This window comes from Bradyrhizobium sp. AUGA SZCCT0283 (genome assembly GCF_018130385.1).
GTDB lineage: Bacteria > Pseudomonadota > Alphaproteobacteria > Rhizobiales > Xanthobacteraceae > Bradyrhizobium.
The window spans coordinates 111,789-128,921 of the sequence record NZ_JAFCLU010000020.1 but is presented as its reverse complement, the minus strand read 5'-3'; the positions used below and the strand labels follow the sequence as shown (position 1 = coordinate 128,921).

At 63.6% G+C, this 17,133-nt stretch carries 21 protein-coding genes; 12 read left to right on the top strand and 9 right to left on the bottom strand.

Going from position 1 to position 17,133, the window contains the following annotated elements; genetic code table 11:
* Positions 1 to 12: 12 nt before the first annotated feature.
* The 9 genes from flgB (at position 13) to JQ624_RS25295 (ending at position 8,337) form a co-directional block, all read left to right on the top strand.
* Positions 13 to 423, top strand: a complete 411-nt coding sequence (gene flgB / locus JQ624_RS25335) for a flagellar basal body rod protein FlgB (protein WP_212421631.1) — start codon at positions 13 to 15, stop codon at positions 421 to 423.
* Positions 424 to 442: 19 nt separating this feature from the next.
* Positions 443 to 868, top strand: a complete 426-nt coding sequence (flgC, locus tag JQ624_RS25330; protein ID WP_212421630.1) for a flagellar basal body rod protein FlgC — start codon at positions 443 to 445, stop codon at positions 866 to 868.
* A 16-nt stretch (positions 869 to 884) separates the two neighbouring features.
* Positions 885 to 1,196 (top strand): flagellar hook-basal body complex protein FliE, encoded by a 312-nt coding sequence (gene fliE / locus JQ624_RS25325; RefSeq protein ID WP_212421629.1) that lies wholly within the window; start codon positions 885 to 887, stop codon positions 1,194 to 1,196.
* Positions 1,197 to 1,323: 127 nt separating this feature from the next.
* Positions 1,324 to 1,587 carry a flagellar biosynthesis protein FliQ gene (fliQ, locus tag JQ624_RS25320; RefSeq protein ID WP_025588824.1) on the top strand — a complete coding sequence of 88 codons (264 nt, stop codon included), beginning with the start codon at positions 1,324 to 1,326 and terminating at the stop codon, positions 1,585 to 1,587.
* A gap of 14 nt (positions 1,588 to 1,601) precedes the next feature.
* Positions 1,602 to 2,372, top strand: coding sequence for a flagellar biosynthetic protein FliR (gene fliR / locus JQ624_RS25315; RefSeq protein ID WP_212421628.1), 771 nt, complete (start codon positions 1,602 to 1,604; stop codon positions 2,370 to 2,372).
* A gap of 73 nt (positions 2,373 to 2,445) precedes the next feature.
* On the top strand, positions 2,446 to 3,519 hold the full coding sequence (flhB, locus tag JQ624_RS25310) for a flagellar biosynthesis protein FlhB (protein ID WP_212421627.1): 1,074 nt from the start codon (positions 2,446 to 2,448) through the stop codon (positions 3,517 to 3,519).
* Positions 3,520 to 3,702: 183 nt separating this feature from the next.
* The gene (gene cckA / locus JQ624_RS25305; protein ID WP_212421626.1) at positions 3,703 to 6,267 is read left to right on the top strand and encodes a cell cycle histidine kinase CckA; all 2,565 of its coding nucleotides are present in this window, start codon (positions 3,703 to 3,705) and stop codon (positions 6,265 to 6,267) included.
* 260 nt (positions 6,268 to 6,527) lie between these two features.
* Positions 6,528 to 7,508 (top strand): Tim44-like domain-containing protein, encoded by a 981-nt coding sequence (locus JQ624_RS25300; protein WP_212421625.1) that lies wholly within the window; start codon positions 6,528 to 6,530, stop codon positions 7,506 to 7,508.
* 145 nt (positions 7,509 to 7,653) lie between these two features.
* Positions 7,654 to 8,337 (top strand): lectin, encoded by a 684-nt coding sequence (locus JQ624_RS25295; protein ID WP_212421624.1) that lies wholly within the window; start codon positions 7,654 to 7,656, stop codon positions 8,335 to 8,337.
* Positions 8,338 to 8,487: 150 nt separating this feature from the next.
* Here the strand turns inward: JQ624_RS25295 and JQ624_RS25290 are convergent, their stop codons facing one another.
* Entirely contained in the window at positions 8,488 to 8,907 is a 420-nt protein-coding gene (locus JQ624_RS25290) for a DUF3606 domain-containing protein (RefSeq protein WP_212421623.1), read from the bottom strand.
* A gap of 207 nt (positions 8,908 to 9,114) precedes the next feature.
* Between JQ624_RS25290 and JQ624_RS25285 the strand changes: the two genes are divergently transcribed.
* Positions 9,115 to 9,822: a glutathione S-transferase gene (locus tag JQ624_RS25285; protein WP_212421622.1), complete on the top strand. Its 708-nt coding sequence runs from the start codon at positions 9,115 to 9,117 to the stop codon at positions 9,820 to 9,822.
* 146 nt (positions 9,823 to 9,968) lie between these two features.
* On the opposite strand, the gene JQ624_RS25280 is transcribed toward JQ624_RS25285, so the two are convergent.
* The 5 genes from JQ624_RS25280 to JQ624_RS25260 all read right to left on the bottom strand — a co-directional run bounded on the left by JQ624_RS25280 (position 9,969) and on the right by JQ624_RS25260 (position 12,540).
* On the bottom strand, positions 9,969 to 10,328 hold the full coding sequence (locus JQ624_RS25280; RefSeq protein ID WP_212421621.1) for a GFA family protein: 360 nt from the start codon (positions 10,326 to 10,328) through the stop codon (positions 9,969 to 9,971).
* Positions 10,329 to 10,346: 18 nt separating this feature from the next.
* Positions 10,347 to 11,021, bottom strand: a complete 675-nt coding sequence (locus tag JQ624_RS25275) for an isoprenylcysteine carboxylmethyltransferase family protein (protein WP_212421620.1) — start codon at positions 11,019 to 11,021, stop codon at positions 10,347 to 10,349.
* A gap of 93 nt (positions 11,022 to 11,114) precedes the next feature.
* Positions 11,115 to 11,300: a hypothetical protein gene (locus JQ624_RS25270; protein WP_212421619.1), complete on the bottom strand. Its 186-nt coding sequence runs from the start codon at positions 11,298 to 11,300 to the stop codon at positions 11,115 to 11,117.
* 155 nt (positions 11,301 to 11,455) lie between these two features.
* Entirely contained in the window at positions 11,456 to 11,932 is a 477-nt protein-coding gene (locus JQ624_RS25265) for a hypothetical protein (RefSeq protein WP_249130058.1), read from the bottom strand.
* Between the two features lie 77 nt (positions 11,933 to 12,009).
* A complete protein-coding gene (locus JQ624_RS25260) occupies positions 12,010 to 12,540 on the bottom strand; it encodes a hypothetical protein (protein WP_212421618.1) in 531 nt (176 codons plus the stop codon).
* A 211-nt stretch (positions 12,541 to 12,751) separates the two neighbouring features.
* On the opposite strand from JQ624_RS25260, the gene JQ624_RS25255 reads away from it, so the two are divergent.
* Positions 12,752 to 14,404 carry a fumarate hydratase gene (locus JQ624_RS25255; protein WP_212421617.1) on the top strand — a complete coding sequence of 551 codons (1,653 nt, stop codon included), beginning with the start codon at positions 12,752 to 12,754 and terminating at the stop codon, positions 14,402 to 14,404.
* Positions 14,401 to 15,069, top strand: a complete 669-nt coding sequence (locus JQ624_RS25250) for a DUF429 domain-containing protein (RefSeq protein ID WP_212421616.1) — start codon at positions 14,401 to 14,403, stop codon at positions 15,067 to 15,069. The genes JQ624_RS25255 and JQ624_RS25250 overlap by 4 nt, the downstream gene beginning before the upstream one ends.
* A 35-nt stretch (positions 15,070 to 15,104) precedes the next feature.
* Here JQ624_RS25250 and JQ624_RS25245 read toward each other — a convergent pair whose 3' ends face one another.
* The 3 genes from JQ624_RS25245 to JQ624_RS25235 form a co-directional block, all read right to left on the bottom strand.
* The gene (locus JQ624_RS25245) at positions 15,105 to 16,073 is read right to left on the bottom strand and encodes an SH3 domain-containing protein (RefSeq protein WP_212421615.1); all 969 of its coding nucleotides are present in this window, start codon (positions 16,071 to 16,073) and stop codon (positions 15,105 to 15,107) included.
* A 44-nt stretch (positions 16,074 to 16,117) separates the two neighbouring features.
* Complete coding sequence (locus tag JQ624_RS25240; protein WP_212421614.1) at positions 16,118 to 16,414, bottom strand: hypothetical protein; 297 nt, start codon at positions 16,412 to 16,414, stop codon at positions 16,118 to 16,120.
* A gap of 127 nt (positions 16,415 to 16,541) precedes the next feature.
* Positions 16,542 to 17,099: an inner membrane-spanning protein YciB gene (locus JQ624_RS25235; RefSeq protein ID WP_212421613.1), complete on the bottom strand. Its 558-nt coding sequence runs from the start codon at positions 17,097 to 17,099 to the stop codon at positions 16,542 to 16,544.
* Positions 17,100 to 17,133 lie beyond the last annotated feature (34 nt).

The following is a 17,133-nucleotide window of genomic DNA, read 5'->3' as shown; positions in this document are numbered from 1 at the left end:
GAGCCGCTCGCGATGGCCATCAACGACCTTCCGATCCTGTCGGCGCTGCGCACCAAGATGCAGTGGCACCAGGAACGCCAGCGCGTGCTCGCCGAAAACGTGTCCAACGCCAATACCCCCAATTTCAGGCCGAGCGACCTGGTCGAGCCGAAATTCGACAACAAGGGCGCGAATGTCGGCGGCGCGATGGGCTCGCTTGCCATGATGCGCACCTCATCGACCCATATCGGCGTTTCCGGCGGCACACCAAGCTTCAGGGGAGACGGCGGCGGGAACGGCTTTTTGACCAAACCGGCCGGCAATGCGGTCAATCTGGAAGACCAGATGCTGAAGGTTTCGGCCAACCAGATGGATTACGCCGCGGCGACTTCGCTCTACAGCCGCAGCCTCGGACTTCTCAAGACCGCCATCGGAAAACGCTGACGCGTAAGGGAGCCGGATCATGGCAGAAGACGGAAGCGATTTCGCCCGCTCGATGAGCATCGCGACGTCAGGCCTGCGCGCGCAGGCGGGGCGCATGCGGGTGATCTCGGAAAACATCGCCAATGCGGACTCGACCGCGCCGACTGCTGCCGGCGATCCCTATCGCCGCAAGGTGCCGACATTTTCGTCCGCGCTCGACCGCACGCTGGATGCCCGGGTGGTGACGCTCGGCAAGGTCAGGACCGACCAGTCGGCGTTTCGCGTCAAGCATGAGCCGAGCAATCCGGCGGCCGATGCCACGGGCAACGTCAAATATCCCAACGTCAATCCGCTGGTCGAAATGACCGACATGCGCGAGGCGCAGCGGTCCTATGAAGCCAACCTCAACATCATCAGCGCCACGCGCCGCATGATCCAACGCACGCTCGACATCCTCAAGGCCTGAACAGGAACCGTAGAAAATGGCTTCACCGACCGTTGCAGCAAACGCCTACGCCGCGCTTTCGCGCATCATGGAATCCGGCGGCGCCGAGAAGGGCGGCCAATCCGCCGGCGGCCCGTCCTTCAGCGCGCTGCTCAAGGACGCGGTGGGCAGCGTGCTGGATGCCGGCAAGAAATCCGACGCCCAGACCATGGCGATGAGTTCGGGCAAGGCCAATGTCATGGACGTGGTGACGGCGGTCGCTGAGACCGACGTCGCGGTTTCGACGCTGGTGTCGGTGCGCGACCGGGTGATCCAGTCCTACGAAGACATCATGAAGATGCCGATCTGACGTACGCCGTCATTGCGAGCGCAGCGAAGCAATCCATGGCGCCGCGAAAAGAAAGAATGGATTGCTTCGTCGCAAGGGCTCCTCGCAGTGACGGGGCTGATGCTTCAGGAGTGGATAGGGAACTGAAATGACCGGTGCTGAAACCCTCGACGTGGCGCGCGACGCGATCTGGACCATCGTGGTGGTGTCGTCGCCCTTGATGGTGATCGGGCTCGTGGTCGGCGTCGTGGTCTCGCTGTTCCAGGCTCTGACCCAGATCCAGGAACAGACGCTGATCTTCGTGCCGAAGATACTGGCGATCTTCGTGACATTGTTGCTGGCTTTGCCGTTCATGGCGGATTCGCTGCACAGTCACATGATGCGGATATCGTCGCGAATCATAGGCGGTTGATGCATTGTGAATGAATGCGTGTCGACATATCGCTGCTGCCGGCCCTTGCCGCCACCTTCATGCTGGTGTTCGCCCGCGTGGGAGCGATGGTGATGCTGTTGCCGGGATTTGGCGAGAGCAATATCCCGGTGCGCATCAAGCTTGGGATCGCGCTGCTCTTGACGCTGATCATCCTGCCGCTGCACCGCACTGCCTACCAGGTCGACCTGACGTCGATGGCCTCGCTCGGCGTATTAATGGTGCACGAGATCGTCATCGGCATCGTGCTCGGCGCCACCGCGCGCGTCACGCTGTCGGCGCTGTCGGTCGCAGGTTCGGTGATCGCTCAGCAACTCGGCCTCGGCTTCGTCACTGCCGTGGATCCGACCCAGGGGCAGCAGGGTCTGCTGATCGGCAATTTTCTCACCATTCTCGGCGTGACGCTGCTGTTCGCCACCGACAGCCATCATCTCGTCATCGCGGCGCTGAACGAGAGCTACCGGATTTTCTCGCCGGGCGAGTTGATGCCGAGCGGCGACGTCGCGGCGCTGGCGACGCGTGCGTTTGCCACGGCCTTCAAGATCGGCATGCAGCTTTCGGCGCCGTTTCTGGTGTTCGGCCTCGTCTTCAATATCGGCCTTGGCGTGCTGGCGCGGCTGATGCCGGCGATGCAGGTCTATTTCGTCGGCGTGCCGCTGTCGATCATGGTGGGCTTTTTGATCTTCGGCCTCGTTCTCACTGGAATGATGGCGACCTATCTCAACTACTTCATCGGCGTGATGCACGAGCTGACGCCGCTGAAATAGAGCATGATCTCCGGGCAAACGCGGAACGCGTTTGCCCGGAGATCATGCTCAAACAAAATACTAGGGTGCCGCGATGGCCGACGATACCGACGACAAAACAGAAGACCCTACGCAAAAACGTCTCGACGATGCGCTTGCCAAGGGGGACGTCGCCAAGAGCCAGGAGGTCAACACCTGGTTCATCATCGCGGGCGGCACGCTGATATTATCGACCTTCTCGGGGTCGATCGGCGGCGGCATCCTGACGCCGCTGCGCAACCTGATCGCCAATGCGGGCCAGCTTCATACCGACGGCGCGGCGCTGCTCGCGCTCGGCAACACGCTGGGCTATGCCGTGCTCAGCGCGATCGGCGTGCCGCTGTTGATGCTGGCGCTCGCCGCGATCGCCGGCAACATGATCCAGCACCGGCTGGTATGGTCGTCGGAATCGCTGAAACCGAAATTCAGCAAGGTATCGCCCGGCGCCGGACTGAAACGCATCTTCGGCAAGCAGGCGGTGGCGAATTTCGCCAAGGGCCTGTTCAAGCTGATCGCGCTCGGCACCGTCATGATGGCGGTGCTGTGGCCCGAGCGCCATCGGCTGGAGTCGTTCCTGCGGTTCGATCCTTCGGCGATCCTCGGCGTCACCACCAATCTGACATTGCAATTGATGGGCGCAGTGGTGGCGATGCTGGCCGCAGTCGCGATCGCCGATTACTTCTTCCAGTACCGGCAATGGTACCAGCGGCAGAAGATGTCGCTGCAGGAGATCAAGGACGAGTTCAAGCAGTCCGAAGGCGATCCCCACATCAAGGGCCGTATCCGGCAGTTGCGGGTGCAGCGGATGAAGAAGCGCATGATGTCCGCCGTTCCCAAGGCCAGCGTGATCATCACCAACCCGACCCACTATTCGGTGGCGCTGTCCTACGACCGCGGCATGACGGCGCCGGTCTGCGTCGCCAAGGGCGCCGACAACATCGCGCTCAAGATCCGGGAAATCGCCAGGAAGCACGACATTCCGATCGTGGAGAACGTGCCGCTGGCGCGCGCGCTTTATGCCACCGTCGATATCGACGAGGAGATTCCGGTCGAGCACTATCACGCGGTCGCCGAGATCATCGGCTACGTCATGGGCTTGAAGAGCGGGCTTGCCACCCGGAGAATGTGAAAGGAACCGCTGGAAATCGCCTTGAAATGCCTTCAATCTGTCAAATAGCCGCCTGATGGGCTTGCGCTTGCGGGGCCGATTCAGGCACTCAGGAGGGGTGCGCCAGCCGAACGCGGGGTTACCCGCGGCCGGCTGATCCTGACCGGCGCATGACCTCCTTGCCGAAGGGCAACGCCGCTTCATATGACCGTCGAAACTGACAGCCATCCGTCGACCGAGCCCTTTGCGGCCCACGAACCGGCGCGGCGGGGCGGTAGCATCATGCTGGTGCTGCTGGTGGCGGCCGGCATCGTGGCGGTGGCGGTGGCGCTGATGACCATCGGTCGCGCCCAGGCCCAGCCCTACATCCTCGGCGTGCTGGCACTGCTCGCCATGGTCGGCCTGTTCAATCTGTTCGCCTTTGCCGCCGGTATCATCCGCTTCACCGACCGCGCCGCCGACGACCCCGTGATGGGCCGCATCGCCGATCACGCCCATGACGGTTTGGCCGTGACCGATCCGAAGGGCCATGTCGTCTATTCGAACGCCGCCTATCTGGCGCTGACGGGCGCCGCGAGCCCGCAGGACGTGCGCCCTATCGAACGGGTCTTCATCGGCAACCCGGACGTCTCCGAAGCCGTATTCCGCCTGCTCAAGGCCGCCCGCGAAGGCAAGCGGCAGCAGGAGGAGGTCCGCATCGCCGGCTCTGACGGTGCACAGGGACGCTGGTTGCGGATGCGGGTTCGTCCGCTCGGCCAGAGCAAGCGCGAAGCAAAATACGCGGTGTGGTCGATCGCCGACATCACGCGGGACCGCGAGCGCCAGGAAGATGTGTTCCGGGAGCTGCAGCACGCCATCGAATATCTCGACCACGCGCCATGTGGTTTCTTCTCGGTCAGTCCGGCCGGCGACGTCATCTATGTCAACGCCACGCTGGCGAACTGGCTCGATTACGATCTTGCCGAGATCGGTTCGGGCGGGCTGAAGCTCACCGATATCGTCTCCGGCGATGGTGCTGCGCTATTGACTTCGATCGTGGCGGTGCCCGGCGAGGTCAAGACCGAGGTGTTCGACATCGACTTGCGCATGCGCGGCGGCAAGACCATGCCGGTGCGGCTCTACCACAAGCTCGCCTTCGGCGCCGACGGCTCGCCGGGTTCGTCGCGCACGCTGGTGATCAGCCGCACGCGCGACGAGCATTCCGACCCCGAACGTGCCGCCGAAGTCCGCTTCATGCGATTCTTCGACCATACGCCGATGGCGATTGCGACGGTGGACCGCGGCGGCGCCGTCGTCCGCGCCAACGCCCGCTTCGCCAAGCTGGCGCAGAGCCTCAGCCCGGACGGCGCGGCCAACAAGTCGATCTTCCGCACCGTGAACGCGCGCGATCGCAGCCTTCTGATCGCGGCGATCAACCAGGCGGCCGAAGGGCAGGGCGACATCGCGCCGGTCGAGGCCATGCTCGACGGCGCCAAGGAGCGCTGGGGGCAGTTCTTCGTCACCTCGGTCGAGGAGGACGAGCGCGACACCGAAGCCGCCATCGTCTATCTCCTCGAGACCACCGAGCGGCGCACGCTGGAAAACCAGATCAACCAGTCGCAGAAGATGGACATGGTCGGCCAGCTCGCCGGCGGCATCGCGCACGACTTCAACAACGTGCTGTCCGCCATCATGATGGCCAACGACTTCCTGCTGAACGCGCACAAGCCGACCGATCCGTCGTTCCAGGACATCATGCAGATCAAGCAGAACGCGACCCGTGCGGCGACGCTGGTGCGGCAACTGCTGGCGTTCTCGCGCCGCCAGACGCTGCGGCCGCAGGTGCTCGACCTCGGCGACGCCTTGTCCGACCTCACCATGCTGCTGCGCCGCCTGATCGGGGAGAAGGTCAAGCTCGACCTCGTGCATGGCCGCGATCTCTGGCCGGTCAAGGTCGACGTCTCGCAGTTCGAACAGGTGGTCGTCAATCTCGCGGTCAACGCGCGCGACGCCATGCCCGATGGCGGCAAGCTGACGGTGCGGACCAGCAATGTGACGGTGGATGAAGCCGCGCAGCTCACCCACAAGGGCATGCCGGCCGCCGACTACGTGCGGATCGACATTTCCGACACCGGCACCGGAATCCCGGCCGACATCGTCGACAAGATTTTCGAACCGTTCTTCTCGACCAAGGAGGTCGGCAAGGGCACCGGGCTTGGTCTCTCGACGGTGTACGGCATCGTCAAGCAGACCGGCGGCTTTGTCTATGTGGACTCCGTGCCCGGCGAGGGCACCTCGTTCCGCATCTTCCTGCCGCGGCATCGTCCCGAACTGGATGCCCAGCCCGAAACGCAGGGTGCGAATGGCGCGGCAAAGGACGCTGCGACCGAGCCGCCGAAGCCGCGGCCCGACCTGACCGGTCAGGGCACCATCCTGCTGGTCGAGGATGAGGACGGCTTGCGGTCACTGAATGCGCGCGGCCTTCGCTCGCGCGGCTACAGCGTGATCGAGGCTGCCAACGGCATCGAGGCGATGGAAGCGCTCGACGAAAAGGACGGCGCGGTCGATCTTGTCGTCTCCGACGTGGTGATGCCCGAAATGGACGGCCCGACGCTGTTGCGCGAAATGCGCAAGCGCAATCCGAATTTGAAGATCATCTTCGTCTCAGGTTATGCCGAAGAAGCCTTCGACAAGAGCCTGCCGGAGAACGAGCAATTCGCCTTCCTGCCGAAGCCGTTCGCGCTCAGCGCGCTGGTCGAGAAGGTCAAGGAAACCATGACGTCGACGTGAGCTGTGGCCGGCAGGTAATATATGGCCGGCATGCTGGCCCCGGACCTTATAGTGCTTGCGCCTGTGGAACGGCGGATGTTTTGCCGGGGCGGGTGAGGGCGGGCGCTCGCCACACCCCTTAATTGCTGCTAACCCCCTGCCAAATCGTCACATCCCCGCGACTGACGGCCGCAGCCGCGGTTCCCGATAGTGGCTTCACTTTTAGGCATCTGTGCCCATCTTAGGGGCGCTTCCCCATCCTGGGGACTGAGGAAAAACACATGAGTTTCTCGCAAGGCACGCGCGGAATTATTCGGGCACTGGCCATTATCCTGTCCGTAGCGCTCCCGTTGGCGGTCGCGATCTCGGAGGCTGACGCCCGCGTCGGCGGTGGCGGCAGTTCCGGCTCGCGCGGGTCGCGAACCTTTTCGGCGCCCCCCAGCACCACCACGGCGCCGGGCGCGGCGCAGCCCATGAACCGCACCTTCACCCAGCCGGGCACCCCCGGCGTCGGCGCGCCGGCGGCTGGCGCGGCCAACAAGGGCGGCTTCTTCAACCGGCCCGGCATGGGCATGCTCGGCGGTCTCGCCGCGGGCTTCCTCGGCGCCGGCCTGCTTGGCATGCTGTTCGGCGGCGGCTTGTTCTCCGGCCTCGGCGGCCTGTCGTCGATCATCGGCCTGCTGCTGCAGGTCGCCCTGATCGTCATCGTGGTGCGGCTGGCAATGTCGTGGTGGCAGCGCCGCCACACGCCGGCTTCCGCCTACGCGACGGGGCCTGCTCCTGCCGCCGAAGGCCCCGGCGCCCAGACCAGCTTCCGCTCCGGACTGGGTGGCTTTGGGCTGGGATCGAGCCAGCCGCCGCTGGAAATCCAGCCGGCTGACTATGAAGCGTTCGAGCGGTTGCTCGGCGAGATCCAGGCCGCATGGTCGAACGAGGACGTCGCCAAACTGCATACGCTGGCGACGCCCGAGATGGTGTCCTACTTCTCCAAGGATCTCGAGGAGAACAAGGCCCGCAACGACGTCAACAAGGTGACCGACGTCAAGCTGCTGCAGGGTGACCTTGCCGAAGCCTGGCGTGAAGGTGAAACCGATTTCGCCAGCGTGGCGATGCGGTTCTCGCTGGTCGACAAGACCTTGGAGCGCACCACCGGCCGCTTGGTCGCGGGCAGTGACACCCCGGTCGAAGTCACCGAAGTCTGGACCTTCGCCCGCCGGCGCGGTGCCGATTGGGAACTCTCGGCGATCCAGCAGACCAGCTGATCGCCCATGTATGACGAGGAAGGCGCTGCGGTTCGTTCCGCGGCGCCTTTTTCTTTGCCAGAATGCCCGCTTCATTTCGCGCCGGAATAATGGTCGCCGTGATGTGTTGATGCCAACGAACCAAAAAACAACAGGGAGAAACCAGATGAAGAGCTTCGCCAGAATCATCTCGCCGGCATGCTTTGCGCTTGCCGCCATATCGGCTCTCGCCAGCGCGCCGGCGCAGGCGCAATCCGCCGATACCAGTTTCTTCCTGACCAGCAACGGCATCGGCAATGGCGGCAATCTCGGCGGGCTCGCCGGCGCCGACAATCACTGCCAGACATTGGCGCAGGCGGCCGGAGCCGGCGGCAAGACCTGGCGCGCCTATCTCTCGACGCAGGCCGCCGACGGCGCGCCGGCCGTCAATGCGCGCGATCGCATCGGCAAGGGGCCGTGGAAGAATGCCAAGGGCGCGGTGGTCGCCAAGGACGTCGCCGATCTCCACAGCGCCAGCAACAACCTCACCAAGCAGACCGCGCTCTCCGAAAAGGGTGAGGTCATCAGCGGTGCCGGCGACACGCCGAACCGCCACGATGTGCTGACGGGATCGCAGGCGGACGGCACTGCGTTTGCGGCCGGCGAAGACCGCACCTGCAAGAACTGGACGAGCAGCACGCAAGGCGCCGCGATGGTCGGCCATTTCGACCGCAAGGGTCTGCGTGATGACGAGCCGTCAAAGTCCTGGAACACGTCGCATCCCTCGCGCGGTCCAGATGGCGGCTGCTCGCAGGCCGACCTGAAGAGCACCGGCGGCGATGGGCTGATGTATTGCTTCGCGGCGAACTGAGTTCACGAGCGTCATTGCGAGGAGCGGGAAGTCGTAGCCCGGGTGAAGCGAAGCGGAACCCGGGTTCTCCTCCGTGCGGTCCCGGATTGCGCTTCGCTTCATCCGGGCCACGAATCCCTGCAAGCCGCGGCTTGCGCTAACGGCCGCCCGCTAGGCGGCTTTTTTCTTTGCGCGCTTCTTTGTCGTTTTCCGCGGTGTCTTGCTGGCGCTCTTCTTGGCCCTCTTCGAAACCTTGCCCTTGGCGAGATGGGCACCGACGGCTTTCGACGAATGCCCGACGGCGGCAACGGCAGCCTTCAATCTGGCGGGCGTGACCTTGAACTTCTTCGACCAGTAGCTCACTTCGTAAGGCTGGTTCACCGCGATCCGTGCCCGGTCGGCCGCCTTGTGCTTCTGCAGCTTGATGTAGGCTTCGACGTTCTTCGCGGAGCGTCCCGCTTTCTTGACGGCGGCTTTCAGCTTGGCCGGCGTGATCTTGAATTTCTTCGACCAGTAGCCGACCTCGTAAGGCTCGCTCAACGCGATCAGCCCACGATCGGTCCCGCCGCGCTTCTTCTTGTTGTCCGCCATCCTTAATTCTCCTGCATGTTGAGAAAATCGACGCTTCAAACGGGAACAGCCTAACACGCCGGCTCGCATTCGGACAGATTCAACCCCTGCGGAGATCGGCGCGGCGCGCTCGCGGCGCGACGGTCGCGCGGACGTCGCGTTTGGCGTGACGAACGAGCCGCGGGATGATTTGTTATATCGATCAACCCGGCAGCGGAGGTACCATCGATGCGTTACGAGCTCTATTACTGGCCAATGATTCAGGGCCGCGGCGAATATGTCCGCCTCGCGCTGGAAGAGGCGGGCGCCCGCTACGCCGACATCGCGCGCCGCGGCAACGGCATGGCCGCGATGACGCGCATGATGGAAGCGGGGAAGGGAACGCCGCCATTCGCGCCGCCGTTCCTCAAAGACGGAAAGCTCGTGATCGGGCAGACCGCCAACATCCTGCTCTATCTGGGATCGCGCCACGGGCTGGCGCCGAAGTCGGAGGCCGGCAAACTCTGGGTGCACCAGTTGCAACTCACGATCGCAGATCTGGTGCTGGAAGTTCACGACACCCATCACCCGCTCGGCCCCTCGCTCTATTACGAAGAGCAGAAAGCGCCGGCGAAAAAACGCACCGAAGAGTTCTGGAAGGCGCGCGTGCCGAAATATCTCGGCTATTTCGAGGATCTGCTGGCGGCCAATGGCGGGACTTACGTTACCGGCCGCCGCCTCACCTACGTCGACCTGTCGCTGTTCCAGATCGTCGAGGGACTTCGCTATGCATTTCCGAAACGCATGAAGGCGTTCGAGCGCGAAATTCCCGGTCTCGTCGAATTGCGCGACCGCGTTGCGGCGCGCCCGAACATCAAAACCTATTTGGCCAGCGACCGGCGGATCGCATTCAACGAGGAGGGGATCTTCCGGAGGTACAAGGCGCTGGATGCGTGACGTGCGGCTCAACTCTCTGCCCCGTCATGGCCGGGCAGAAGCGCGTCTTCGCGCTAGATGTCCCGGCCATCCACGTCTTTGACGACGGGAGCAAGCAAGTCATGGATGCCCGGGCCAAGCCCGGGGCATGACGGGCGCGTGAGGGCTCACTTGCTCCTTCCGTCGATCGGCGTCATCTTCAGCTTCGACAACTCGATGCCGTCGATGCAGCTCACATTCACCGCCACCACGTCGCTGCCGTCGGGCTTCTTGCCGCGCGCGAATACGTCGACGCCGCAATCGACGCAGAGCTGGTGGTGGATCGCGTGCTTGTTGAAGAGGTATTCCTTCAGGTTTTCCTCCCCGGCGCGGAGCTGAAAACTCTTCGGGTCGAGGAAGGTGAAATGCAGCCCCTTCTTGGTGCAGATCGAGCAGTTGCAGTCGGTGACCATCGCGAGGTCGGTGGTGCACTCGAAGCGCACCTGGCCGCAATGGCAGCCGCCGGTATAGGTCTTGCTATCGGGCATCGCAGTCCGCCTTGTCTCTCACCAAAGTCCGGGCACCAGACGATAGCGCACGCGCGCGGCGTAGTCAGCATAATCAGGCAGTCCTTCGAACAGCGCGCGCTCCTCAATGCGGGCGCGTATCGCGAACAGAATGGCGAACACCGGCGCGATCGCCACGCCCCACCATGATCCCGGCAGCAGCGGGACACCTACGAAGAACAGCATGATGCCGCTGTACATGGGATGGCGGACGAAGGCATAGGGGCCACTCGTGACGACGCGATGGTGGCGCACGGCCTGCACCTTCACGACAGGCGCGGCAAAGGAATTTTCGCGGAACACCCACATGATGAAGGCGGTCGAGAGCAGATACATCGCAAGCCCGAGCGCCTGCAGCACGAGCGGAACGTCGGATGCTTGCACGCGCCGGTCCAGCCCGATCGCGGCCAGCCAGATCAGCGCCACGGCGACGAACGTCAGCATGAATTTCTTGTCGGCGGCCGGCTGGTCGGCCTGAAACGTCGGCCGCATGCGCTCGGCGAGCAGGGCGGGATCGGTCTTCGCGAGCCACAATCCGCAGGCAGGGCCGAGGATCGCGCTGGTGACCAGGAACACCCACGCCGCCGGCCAGTGCAGCGTACCGGCCGCCGCGAACAGCAAGGCGCCGAGCGCGATGACGAAGATGGTATTTTGCAGCAAAAGTTTTGCGATCATGCCCGGGTTCCGTTCCCCGTGGCGGCATGATCGTGTGATTCTTCGGCAAACTTGCGGCATTGGCATTGGTCTGCCGCGGGTGGCAGCCTGCCGTCAGGCCAACTGGTCGATCCGCGTTCCCTGACCCGGCGGCAGGGCAGCGACCAGCGTCGGCTTCGGCGTGCGCGTGCCGTCGGCGGCAGCGCCGTTCTGGACGTCGGGGGTCTTGTCGGGAGCCTTGAACACGGGGACTTCAGGCGGTTTGACCACTACCGTTGCGGCGACAGCAGAGACATTCATCGGAAGCATCCTTTTGGTTGCCTCCGACACTGGCCGGGTTGAAACGAACGATTGGTGAATTCAGCGCGGCAATCCCGCGCCGACGTCGTCAATCCCGTCCAAATAGTGAACGGACGGCTCGCGGAATCGTTAGAATGCGACGGATCGGGAGCGGCCTACTCGTCCTTGCCGCGGGTCACCACGATCGAAGCATCGGTCTTGGTGCGCGAGCATTCCATGTTGAGGCGGCGGAAGCGCATGGAAACCTTGTCGCCGCGCAGGATGCCCATGCGCTTGATGCAGCGCGAGGAGCCGGTCGCAACGTCGGGCTTCGGAATCGTGAAAATGATGGCGCCGGCCGAGGCGATCAGTTCGAAGAATTGCGGCTTCGGCTTGCGGTCCGCCTTGGCGTAGAGCTCGTTGGAATAATTGCGGCCGCGGCAGCCGAGCGACAGCTCCTTTGCCGCTGGATGCGTCAGGTAGATCATGTTGCCGGTATTGACGCTGACCTTGAGGCCGTCGATCTGGTTCTTCAATTCCTTGGCGATATCGTCGCAGCGGTCGGCCCGCGCCGGCGATACGCCGACCGCGGCAACCAGCGCCAGCGTGGCGGCAAGCAAGGCCGGTCGGAAAAATTGTGGTCCCAAAGCCATTGTGAATGCCCCTTTGCGCCATTGAACCCCGCGCGCGGATTTCCTGCAAGGGCCGCGCGCGGAAGTCAACTTGCTTGTCAGAAACCGTAGAGGAGGACGCTGATCCCGAAGGCGATCACGGCCAGCACGTCGAACAGCGTGGGCATGCTGACCAGCAGGGTGGCAAGCCCCAGCCGCTCTTTGCGTGCGGCGAGCGCGATGGCGCAGGCGCCCATCAGCGGAAATGCAATGATCTGGACCGGGGTCTGCAAGGCGGAGAGGCCGCCGAAATCGAGGCCGTGCCGCACCACCGATGGCATGTAGTTCAGCCAGTTCATCAGCACCAGCGCGCCCAGCGCCATGATCGCGTAACGCAGCCGGCCGACGGTGGCAAACCCCAGTGCCGCCAGTGCCAGCACCGGATGGCTCGCAATGTGCGCCTTGATGATCGCGCCACCGAGCCCGGGGCCGGGAATTTCCGACATGTCGCCGAACAACATCGGCGCATGCGAAAGCCCCTCGAACGCTTCGATGGCGGCGATGATGATCAGAAGCAGATATAGCCCGAGCAGACGCGGCGCGCGGACGGGGGCAGAGGCTGCGTCAGGCAATGTGGTGGCGGAGTTCATTACAGTCGCAATCGGTCAGGGACAATCGGAAATCTCGGGTTTGTCTGAAGAGCGCCCGGAACGGTTCAATCGCCGATTGGCGGCCGTACTGGCCGGCTTCGGCCGCATCTGGCGGGCAAGCAAACCTTCCTTTTGGTCGAAAAATGCTTAGAACGGGTCTACTGCCGCGGCGCCGTTCTGGCCGCCGCCGGCTCCAACCCGAGATATCGACATGAACGCCCCGACCGCCTTTCCCGACCAGAAGCCCGTTCCGCCCTACAAGCATACGCCGCTGTTTCCGCTGGGGCCGGACACCACGCCCTACAGGAAGATCACGGCCGAGGGCGTGCGGGTCGAGAAGGTGCTTGGCAAGGACATGCTGGTGGTGTCGCGCGAGGCGCTGCGGGCGCTGTCGGAGGCGGCCTTCGGCGACATCAATCACTACCTGCGCCCGGGCCACCTGAAGCAGTTGCGCTCAATCCTGGAAGACAAGGAAGCCAGCGACAACGACAAGTTCGTCGCCTTCGACTTCCTGAAGAACGCCAACATCGCTGCCGGCGGCGTGTTGCCGATGTGCCAGGATACCGGCACTGCGATCATCATGGGCAAGAAGGGCTGCAACGTCATCACCGATGGCGACGACGAGGCGGCGCTCTCGGAAGGCGCGCGCGACGCCTATCTGCGCCGTAACTTGCGCTATTCGCAGGTGGCGCCGTTGTCGATGTATGAGGAAAAGAACACCGCCAACAACATGCCGGCGCAATGCGAGATCTATGCCGAGGGCGATGACGCTTACAAGTTCATGTTCATGGCCAAGGGCGGCGGTTCCGCCAACAAGAGCTTTCTGTTCCAGGCGACGCCGTCGGTGCTGACCAGGGATCGCCTGCTGGCGTTTTTGAAGGAGAAGGTGCTGACGCTCGGCACCGCGGCGTGCCCGCCCTATCACCTTGCCATTGTGATCGGCGGCACTTCAGCCGAGCTCTGCATGAAGACGGTGAAGCTGGCGTCCGCGCGCTATCTCGATGCGCTGCCGACCCAGGGCTCGGCGGACGGTAATGCGTTCCGCGACCTCGAGATGGAGCAGGAAATTCTCAAGATGACGCAATCGCTCGGCGTCGGCGCGCAGTTCGGCGGAAAATATTTCTGCCACGACGTGCGCGTGATCCGGATGCCGCGCCATGGTGCATCGCTGCCGATCGGGCTCGGCGTGTCTTGCTCGGCGGACCGCCAGGTGCTCGGCAAGATTACAAAAGACGGAGTCTATCTCGAGGAGCTCGAGCATAACCCGGCGCAATATCTGCCGGCAGTCGAACAGTCGCTCGGCGGCGAGGTCGTGAAGATCGACCTCAACAAGCCGATGAAGGAGATTTTGGCGACGCTGTCGCAATATCCGATCAAGACGCGGGTCTCGATGACCGGCACCATGATCGTGGCCCGCGATTCCGCCCACGCCAAATTGCGCGAGCGGCTGGAGAAGGGCGAGCCGCTGCCGGACTACTTCAAGAACCATCCGGTGTATTACGCCGGTCCCGCCAAGACGCCCGACGGCTACGCCTCCGGCGCGTTCGGCCCGACCACCGCGGGCCGCATGGATTCCTTCGTCGACCAGTTCCAGGCGGCGGGCGGGTCGATGGTGATGGTCGCCAAGGGCAACCGCGCGGTCGCGGTGCGCGAGGCCTGCAAGAAGCACGGCGGCTTCTATCTCGGCTCGATCGGCGGCGCTGCGGCAAACCTCGCCGAGCACTGCATCAAGAAGGTCGAGGTCGTCGAATATCCCGAACTCGGCATGGAAGCGATCTGGCGCATCGAGGTGGTGGACTTCCCGGCCTTCATCATCATCGACGACAAGGGCAACGACTTCTTCAAGGAATTGAATCTGGGGTGAGGGCGCTCGGCCTCGACGGGTTCAGCAAGGGCTGGGTCGTCGTACTTCTAGACGGCCACCTCAACAGGATCAGCTTCTGTCGCGACATAGCCGAGGCGCTGTCGGTCGGCTTTGATCGCGCTGCGATCGATATCCCCATCGGCATGACCGATGACGGCGAGCGGGCCTGCGACCTCCTTGCCCGCGACAAGTTACGACCGCACACCTCGCGCGTTTTCACGGGCGCGCGGCGCTGGATTTGGCAAGACTTCAGAGATCCCGATGAAGCGAACAAGGAATGCGAGCAACGCGGCCAAAAGCGCGTCTCACGCCAGCTTTGGCATCTCGGTCCCAAGATCATGCAGGTTGACGCGTTCCTGCGTGCGCATCGCTCGCTGGACGTCCGCGAGGTTCATCCGGAGCTGGTCTTTCTACGGTTGAACGCAAACAGGCCCTTGCCGTCGAAGAAGTCCGAGGAAGGAGATTTCCTTCGCCGGACGTTGCTCAAGCGAAGCGGATTTCGCGATATCGATCAATGGCTCACCAAAATGCGGATCGGGACCGGTGCAAAACGTGACGACGTCCTGGACGCGTGTGCCGTGGCGATTGCCGCGCACGAACCTGTAGGCAGCGTCGGATTACCACCGCCAGACAAGTACGGGCTGCCGATGCAGATTTGGTTCTAGCGGCGTTCGTTAGCCCCGTGCGGGCGACCACCACATCAGCTACAATTTGTCACCTGGTTGGAGCACAGGCTTCGCCACCAGCCGCGTACGCCGTCATGGCTTTCCACCAGACCCCAATGGCCGCTGCAGGCGAGCAGGCGTTTCGGGCCGCCGTCGGTGTCGAGCGTGCCGCCGAGCTTGCGCTGCGCGGGCGTCCATTTCGCATCGGCAAAGGGTGCCTGGAATAGTCCGCCCATGCGGGTGGCGCCATTGGCATAGTTCGCGCCGACCTTGTTGGCCGCGACCCAGCCGCGCCCCGAATAGGGCTTTGGCGCGTTGCGCGGATATTTCTTTTCGTCCTCATATTCCTTGCCCGGCGGGGTCGCGCCCTCGATCAGGAACCAGCCGTCCTTGAAGCCGATGATGCGAAATTCGGTCAGCCAGCCGCCTTCCGGCGTGTTCTCGCTGCCGCCCATCTTGAGCCGGTAGGGTGGCGGCAGCGTGCCGAGCACGCGCGCCTTCACCGATGGTTCGGCGCGCACGTTAAGACCCTTGGGGTCACGATCCCAAGACCAGGCGCGGAGACTGCAGGGTTCGGTACCCTCGGGGAGTTTCGCGCGATCGGCCGCGAGTTCTGCGTCCATTTTTTCGAATTGGCGTTCCTCGCCATCCGGGTCGGTCATCGTGGTGTCGCGATTGCCGCGGATTGGATCGACACGCGGTTGCAATTCTGCCGCTGCGGCGCGCAGGCCGCCGTCGCCTCGTGTCAGCTTGACGACAAGCGCCTGTCGCGGTGCGAATACGCTTGCCGGAGATTTTGGATCACTCGCATTCGCCGGATAGACGGCGAGATAGCCGGTCATCGCGGCTTCATCGGTGCGATAGGCATCGCCCCCGATATAGCCGGCCGGTACGAAGGCGAGCGCACTTCTGCGCCACGCCGGTTCAGGCTCCGGCGCTTGCGCGATCGCCGCACCCGCCAGCGAGACGAGGGCGGCGATCGAAAACAGAACCAGCTTGCGCATGGATGAGAGAACGAGAAGGCGTTGCGGCCTCCTCGCCATTGGGGTTACGCCCGCGATCCCGTGAAGGGGAAGCTGCCCATCGGGCCGATGCCCGCTTCGCCGGACATGCTGTCGCCGGAGACTTTGCCGGAGAAGGCGAGCGTGAGCGGCATCGGGTTGGTGATGGAGATTTTCCAGGCGACGTCGTCGCCGTTGACGGTGCCGTCAAAAATTTCGCCGGAATTGCCGTCGGCGCCCTGCGTGCCCGTCAGCGTGCCGCCCGCGCTATTCAACGAAAGCGTCGTCTTGCGTTCGCCCATCGGCGTGCTGAGGGTAATGTTCCAGTTTCCGTCCACGGCCATCTTTGTCTCCCGACATTTCTTCCCGGCAAACCGGAATGGCTTGCGAGATCCGCCAAACTCGATCGGCGGTATAGCCCATCTCGCCATACAAGCCCAACCGTCTCAAGCGTCCTTTTGACGGGTATTTTCAGGCGCGCTGGGCGGCAGCGCGGAGCCGGCTGCCGACCAAAACACGAAACGCGACGTATTGAATTGCGAAGGCGGCAATCTTGGCGCCGACCAGGACGACGGTCACGTAGAACGTCCACAGCTTCATGTCGCCGGTGGCAGCGACACCGATGGTGCCGGCGGCGAGCACGAAACACAGTCCGGCCCAGGCATAGCCCGCGAAGGTGACGTATTCGGGGATGGTCTGTGTCACGATCGCCGGCATATAGCGCAACATCCATCCGCGCTTGAGCATGATGACGCCGATCGCGAAATGCCCGATCGCGGGTTTTGCCAGCACGAAGCGCGGGTCGTGGGTGAGCAGCGTCGCACTGCCGAGCACGATGACCAGCGCCAGGCTCGCCCAGGTCATGTAGCCGAGCTCCTTGCCCTTGACGCGCGAGTAGATCACCTGCGCGATGGCACCGGCGATCGCCACGCCGGTCGCCAGCAGCACGTTGTCGGTGGTGAGATAGATCGCGATGAACAGGATGGTGGAGAAAAAATCGGCGCCCAGTCTGGCGAATACGTCCTTCATCGGCTTGCTTTCTGCTGGATGGTTGTTGCGGGTC